Raw genomic sequence first — 6571 nt, forward strand, 5'->3', positions numbered from 1 at the left:
ACAGGGCCAGCGTTTCGACCTGACAAAGACTTGCAAACTAGCTCAGCCCAGGCATTAACGTAGCTCAGTGCGCAGCTTGCTGACGCAAGCCTTGGCTTTATCGATAGCCGCTTCGGTGCTGTCGCCAAGTGCAAGCGCCACGCCCATGCGGCGCTTACCCTGCACTTCCGGTTTGCCGAACAGTCGTATCTCGGTATCCGGCACAGCCAGCGCTTCATCCAGCCCCTGGTAACGAATATCAGCGCTTTGCCCTTCCACCAAAAGCACCGCCGATGCTGCTGGGCCGTACTGGCGAATATGCGGAATGGGCAGGCCTAAAATGGCGCGGGCATGCAGTGCAAATTCGCTGTATTGTTGTGAAATTAGGGTCACCAAACCGGTATCGTGTGGTCGCGGTGAGACTTCACTAAACCAAACGTCATCGCCTTTGATAAAGAGCTCCACGCCAAAGATCCCGGCACCGCTCAGTGCTTGCACCACTTGCCGGGCAAATTGCTGGGATTTTTCCAAAGCGGTCGAAGACATCGCTTGTGGCTGCCAGCTTTCGCGGTAATCGCCATCTTCCTGGCGGTGGCCTATCGGCGCACAGAACTGAATGCCCTGCGCCGATTGCACGGTCAGCAGGGTGATTTCATAATCAAAATCAATGAAACCTTCCACAATCACATGGCCCTTACCGGCCCGGCCGCCTTCCTGAGCATAAGCCCAGGCTGCAGCTAAATCATCGGCGCTTTTCAGCACCGTCTGGCCTTTGCCGGATGACGACATAATGGGTTTAACCACACAAGGATAACCAATAGCATCCACGGCCGCTTCAAAGCTGGCTTTATCCTGAGCAAACTGATAGCTCGAGGTAGGCAGCTGCAACTCTTCGGCTGCCAGGCGGCGGATGCCTTCACGGTTCATGGTTAAATTGGCAGCCCGGGCACTGGGTACCACGGTAAAACCGGCCAGCTCCAGCTCCAGCAGCTCGGTGGTGGCTATGGCCTCTAATTCCGGCACGATAAAGGTTGGCTTTTCTTTGATCACCAACTGGCGCAGCGCAGCGTTATTTAGCATTGAAATCACCACCGCTTTATCGGCGACCTGCATCGCCGGCGCATTCGGGTAGCGATCCACCGCGATCACTTCACAGCCATACCGTTTTAATTCAATGCACAGCTCTTTGCCAAGCTCACCGCTGCCCAGCAGCAAGACTTTGGTAGCACTGCTGCTGCCCGGGGTTCCAATGGTTGTTGTCATTATTTAATCCTCGTCATTGGCCGGCCCTGCTCGCTCCAGAGCACATGGAAGCTTTTGCCTTTTGGCTGATCGGTACGTTCAAAGGTATGGGCACCAAAGAAATCGCGCTGGCCTTGCAGTAAGTTGGCTGGCAGCACTGCAGTGCGGTAAGCATCGTAATAGCTAAGCGCCGAGCTTAGTGCTGGTACCGGAATGCCGGCGAGCGTTGCGTTGGCTACGGCCTGGCGCCAGTGCTGCTGAAAACCGGAAATTTGTTTGGCGAAGAATGGGTCAACCAGCAGATTGGCCAGCTCCTCATTGCGCTGATAGGCTTCGGTGATGGACTGCAAAAATACCGCACGGATAATACAACCAGCCCGCCAGATCTTGGCGATTTCAGCAAAATTAAGCTCCCAGCCCTGCTCCGCTGCGGCAGTTTTCATCAGATGAAAACCCTGCGCATAAACACAAACTTTGGCGCAATAAAGTGCATCGTGCAAAGCGGCTACAGTCGCTTGTTTTTGCACGTCATCCAGCAACTGCGGGCTTGGGCCGGCCAGCACACTGGAGGCTTTTACCCGCTCCGCTTTTAATGCAGACAAAGAACGGGCATAGACCGCTTCGGCAATACTTGGTGCCGGACTACCCAGCTGCAAACTGCTGACTGCGGTCCAAAGGCCGGTGCCCTTTTGGCCGGCTTTATCCAAAATCACATCCACCAGCGGCAAACCGGTGTCTGAGTCTGCGGTAGCGAGGACTTCAGCACTAATTTCCATCAGGTAGCTGTTTAAAATACCTTCATTCCACTGCTTAAATACCCCGGCGATTTCCAAGGGGTTCATATCAAGTTGGTCGCGCATCACCTGATAGGCTTCGCAGATCAGCTGCATATCGGCATATTCAATGCCATTGTGCACCATTTTGACGTAATGGCCCGAGCCGGTTGGGCCTATGTAAGTGGCGCAAGGCTCGCCTTCGGTGACCGGCTTACCGGGTATTTTACGTTCAATCGGCTTACCACTGGCAGGATCAACCTTGGCAGCAATGGCTTGCCACACAGGTTTGATCCGGGTCCAGGCATAAGGATCGCCACTTGGCATCAACGAAGGGCCGAAACGGGCGCCTTCTTCACCGCCAGAGACTGCGGTACTAAAAAAGATAAACTTGCCTTCGTAGGACTTTTCCCGCTCTACCGTGTCGGTCCAGAGGCTGTTGCCGGTATCTACCACGATGTCATCGGCCTGAATGCCGGCATCAATCAGCTTGTGGCAAATATCATCCACCGGTTTACCGGCTGGGACCGACAACACAATCAGGTGCGGCGCTTTCAGAAGGCCAAGCAATTCGGTGTAGGAGCTGCAGGCAATGACCCGGGCAGGCTGATCGCCGCGCTCAGCGGCATCTTGCGCCAATAAGGCGTCCAAACGCTGACGGTCCAGATCAAAAGCAGCCACCCGATAGCCATTGTCGGCCAGATTCAGGATAAGGTTTTTGCCCATAACACCGGCGCCAACAAAGCCGATATCGCAATGACGAATGGGTTCTGACATGAAGTGTCCTATTTCAGCGGAAGAAATCGGCGCGAAGTATAGCAAGTTCGCGTGATAATTGCAGTCTTCGTCTTACCTGATGCTGTGGACGGCCTAAAGCAGCAAGTCCTCATTTAGCGCGCGGCAAGCTTCTTGTAAATAGCATCTTTATCCCGTTTACCGACCGCCAGCACATAAACAACAACCTCATGATCGATGACTTCATAAGCCAGACGATAACCTGCGGTACGGAGTTTGATTTTGTACACAGAATCAAAGCCCCGCAGCTTTGCCGATGGAACATGAGGATTCTCTAGTCGTTCTTTGAGTTTCTTTTTAAATTGACTCTGAATCGTTGGCGCTAACTTGCTCCACTCCTTTTGAGCTGCAGGCAGAAACTTTAGCTTATAAGTCATCAATATTGACTTCCACAGCCTCTGATAAATCAGCACGACGACTAGCTACAATTTGGGAGAGCTCATAGTCTTCAAGCATATCGATCAGATGCTCGTAAGTTTCCGCAGGCACAAGGTAAGCTGCAGGCTTGTTGTGGTTCAAGATCGCAATCGCCGCACCATCTGCCTCGTTTAACAAAGCGGTTGGATTTTTCTTTAATTCTGAAATACTCGCAGAGCAACTTGCCAGTACTTGTCTCATAAAGCCTCCATAAAAGCATTAAAATAAGACCTTATTTTAGACCTTATTTTAAGTTATATCTAGTGATCAAATGAGGAACGACCACACGCCTGGCTAAAGATGTACACGCCACAGCAGCTTAGCTCGAAAATGTGACTTGGAGGTATTGGCACCACGTGCCGACCAGGCAAAATACCAGCCCCCGGTAGCTATAGCAATTAACTGGCAGCGAGGTTAGCTGCCGCCAGCTGTGTAGCGGATCTGTATTTTATTGATAAGACCCAAACTGCTCTCGGCTTTGAACTCAGTGCCATCGAGCTCCCTGTGTATCAGTAGCTCTGTGTTTGATAGCCAGGTCAATTCCGGCGCATGCGTATCCGGGTGCCCTCTGGTCACGAAAATATTGCCGCTTTTATTTTTAAGCTCCGCATTCATTTTCAAAATCGAAATCTGGGTACTGAAATCGGTCGTGGCCCCGCAGTCACGCTGAAAAATAATGGCCTTATAACGATGGTCTGGCGAGTGAACTTCGGCATAAGCATCATTGCCGCACATGCCGTCTCCAGCCAGAAAAAGCAGCAAGGCAATAAACAGGATTGGCCCACCGACAACGATCAACAGAAGGATAAGTAACGATTTGATCAGAGTTTTCATGCAGCCTCTGGCTAGTTCATGATCGCAACAAAGGCGAGTAATTTATTGCAGCCAAGCCACGCAGTGGCGTTTTGATGGCCTATTATGCCCTGTTCATCTTTAAAACGCCTGCGTAATAAAGTAGCCGGAACGAAATGAAGCAATTTGTCAGGCCTGTTTAGCACTTAAAACTGACCACTGCTGCCATGAACCCAGAGCAAACAGGCCGCCAATAAACAAACAGATACCAGAACTAATGAGCCAGAACGTCAGGCTATTTTCTGGGAACATGGGCATTATCGCTACGAAGGAAACACCACGAAGTAAAAATATGCTGGAAATGAGGATTAGCGCCAATCTTGTAAGCGGCAAACGTTTAATAGTGCCAGCGCCAGACAGCCCATAAAGCGCCCAAACCAGAAGTACCAATACAATGACAGATGTCACGATTGTTGGATACCAAAGCCCTTGCTCTGCCATCCGAGCCATCTGCTCACCTGCACCAAAAAAGCGATACCAATCGCCGCCAAAAACAATACAACCAAGATGGGCAAGTGCGGCAGCAAAGCAACAGAATGCTGCAGCCAAAAGATACTTATTATTACCAGCAGAATGCATATTTCTTCCTTAAATGCCTAACGCCCAGCTTAACCCGCCGGCTTCGGAGCGACAGCGGAGAAGCCGGTCAGGTTGAAGCTGTTGTTAGAGCTGATTCTCTCTATCGCACGGCCTCACGATCGAAGAGCGGGTTTTCTATGATTCCGAACACGTTACCAAAGGGATCTACGACTGTAGCGACCTTGATCCCGCCGCCAACCTCTGCAATCGGTTCATTGGGCTTAGCACCAAGCTCCAGTAGTCGTTCAAATGCTCCCTCAGCGCTAGCTACTCCCCAATAGGCGACAGCGCCCTGGTGCCCTGGATCACCGCCTGGCATCAGGCCCAACTCGAAGCCGCCAACTTCATAGCCAACATAGAAAGGCTCATCAAAGTATGGGGGCACCCCCAAAATGCGGGTGTACCACTCTTTTCCTTCTTCCAAGTCAGGAACTGGGTATGTGACTGTCCGTAGACCCTTTATCATATTTTCTCCTTCATTCTGATTGTCCTGAGACGCTGCCGCCATCGTAAAGAGAAGGGTTGTGGCGATAGCGAGCAACAAAATTTTGCGCATATAACTACTCCAATGGGTTCGCTTGTCAGAGCCAACGCCCGCCACAAACGCGAGCAACTTGTTGCGGGTCGAGCGCCCAAAGGGCGCGTTTTTGATGGCGATTGTTAGCTACCACCTTTTGCAAGTCTCGCTGGAACTTGGCTTATAACTTCTAAAACTTCCTTGCTTGTAGTCAAACATTATGCCACCACCAAGTAAATGCCGAACATAGAAGTACTCACCAAGAAAATATGCTTTTGACTCTAAGCAACGCCAATGCAACGAGGATACTGACTTAATAAGTTGGTTGAATTCAGTTTTATTAGGAAATAACTCTGAAACCTCGATTTCAGTTACGATTTGACCTAATGGATCATAAATTACTACAGCTTTGCCGTATCCCGTCTGGTACCAGTTATCTAGGGTTATAATGTAACCGTTATTATCTACAAATGCTTCCAAAGGCGCAGCAGGGTTTACCAAGTTAACGGTGCGCTGAAAATCATAACCGGTTGCACCGTTCCACAAATATACATCTGCAACTGCATGTTTGGTGTTAGCTTCTATGTGTCGAAAACCATTGCCTGGAGTAATCCGAACAATAATGGTTGAATCTTCACTTATCGTCGATGATAAATAAGGCTCACCCCATTTATCTCCAGCCGCAGATACGGAAACTAAAAGCATCATTAAACAAATCAGTCTCATGCCTGCCCCCTAAGCTAACGCTTAGCACACGGGCGACAAGCCGCGCAGCGGGTTGGCGTCCCAGCGACCGCAGGGAGCGAGTGGTGCGCCTTGTTAGGTGGCAACTGCTTAGTAAGCATTACTCTTCTCTATATTGAAATTTGTAAGATTTAGTAAGTACAAGCACATATCAACATAAGTTTCTGCTGCCTTCTCGCCACCAGGGCTCCAGAGGTTCCACGCTTGGTATCTATTACTGTTAGCCATTTCAAATATCCATTGAGCACCATCCATGCCGATAATTTCTTCATCGGGCTTATATACCCAATTATCGAGCCGCTCGGCGACACTTCTAAGTTTACTAGCCTCTTCTGTTGTAAGTTCACGCTTGTTTTTAAACTGTACATTCCCAGGCGAGTATCCACCTGCGCCAGATAACTGCTTAGCATTTAAAATACACTTCTCATTGCATTCGACTCGAACAATTATTGGTGCATGAAAACTTCGTAGCCAGGTAAACCTATATATTTCATTTTCAGTCGGTAGTGTTATCGGATTTTCTCGTGCTGCACGCAAATGTTCTGAAAACCACTCCCTTTTAAAGGAATCCAACTCCTTCCACTCAGGAAAATAGTCATTCTTTATCGCAGCGCAGCCGACTAAAAAAAGGCCCATACAGAACACTATGGTCAATTTCACATATCCACCTAAC

General features: G+C 49.8%; 9 protein-coding genes. All 9 read right to left on the minus strand.

Features of this window, described 5'->3' with window-relative positions:
• Window positions 1-54 precede the first annotated feature (54 nt).
• Window positions 55-1242, minus strand: coding sequence for a formate-dependent phosphoribosylglycinamide formyltransferase (purT, locus tag BLW37_RS17180; RefSeq protein WP_091345095.1), 1188 nt, complete (start codon window positions 1240-1242; stop codon window positions 55-57).
• Window positions 1242-2771 carry an NADP-dependent phosphogluconate dehydrogenase gene (gene gndA, locus BLW37_RS17185; RefSeq protein WP_091345097.1) on the minus strand — a complete coding sequence of 510 codons (1530 nt, stop codon included), beginning with the start codon at window positions 2769-2771 and terminating at the stop codon, window positions 1242-1244. Before gndA ends, purT begins: the two co-directional genes overlap by 1 nt.
• A gap of 113 nt (window positions 2772-2884) precedes the next feature.
• Window positions 2885-3166: a type II toxin-antitoxin system RelE family toxin gene (locus BLW37_RS17190; protein ID WP_171907667.1), complete on the minus strand. Its 282-nt coding sequence runs from the start codon at window positions 3164-3166 to the stop codon at window positions 2885-2887.
• A complete protein-coding gene (locus BLW37_RS17195; protein ID WP_091345101.1) occupies window positions 3156-3407 on the minus strand; it encodes a type II toxin-antitoxin system Phd/YefM family antitoxin in 252 nt (83 codons plus the stop codon). Before BLW37_RS17195 ends, BLW37_RS17190 begins: the two co-directional genes overlap by 11 nt.
• A 213-nt stretch (window positions 3408-3620) precedes the next feature.
• Window positions 3621-4040, minus strand: coding sequence for a DUF5412 family protein (locus BLW37_RS17200; RefSeq protein WP_091345103.1), 420 nt, complete (start codon window positions 4038-4040; stop codon window positions 3621-3623).
• Window positions 4041-4187: 147 nt separating this feature from the next.
• Window positions 4188-4637: a hypothetical protein gene (locus tag BLW37_RS17205; protein WP_091345105.1), complete on the minus strand. Its 450-nt coding sequence runs from the start codon at window positions 4635-4637 to the stop codon at window positions 4188-4190.
• 100 nt (window positions 4638-4737) lie between these two features.
• Window positions 4738-5193: a VOC family protein gene (locus BLW37_RS17210; RefSeq protein WP_342744221.1), complete on the minus strand. Its 456-nt coding sequence runs from the start codon at window positions 5191-5193 to the stop codon at window positions 4738-4740.
• A gap of 108 nt (window positions 5194-5301) precedes the next feature.
• Window positions 5302-5880 (minus strand): hypothetical protein, encoded by a 579-nt coding sequence (locus BLW37_RS17215; protein ID WP_139243748.1) that lies wholly within the window; start codon window positions 5878-5880, stop codon window positions 5302-5304.
• A 108-nt stretch (window positions 5881-5988) separates the two neighbouring features.
• On the minus strand, window positions 5989-6571 hold a 583-nt coding region (locus tag BLW37_RS17220; protein ID WP_216351810.1), incomplete at its 5' end, for a hypothetical protein.

Origin of the sequence: Alkalimonas amylolytica (assembly GCF_900107845.1) — a bacterium.
GTDB lineage: Bacteria > Pseudomonadota > Gammaproteobacteria > Enterobacterales > Alteromonadaceae > Alkalimonas > Alkalimonas amylolytica.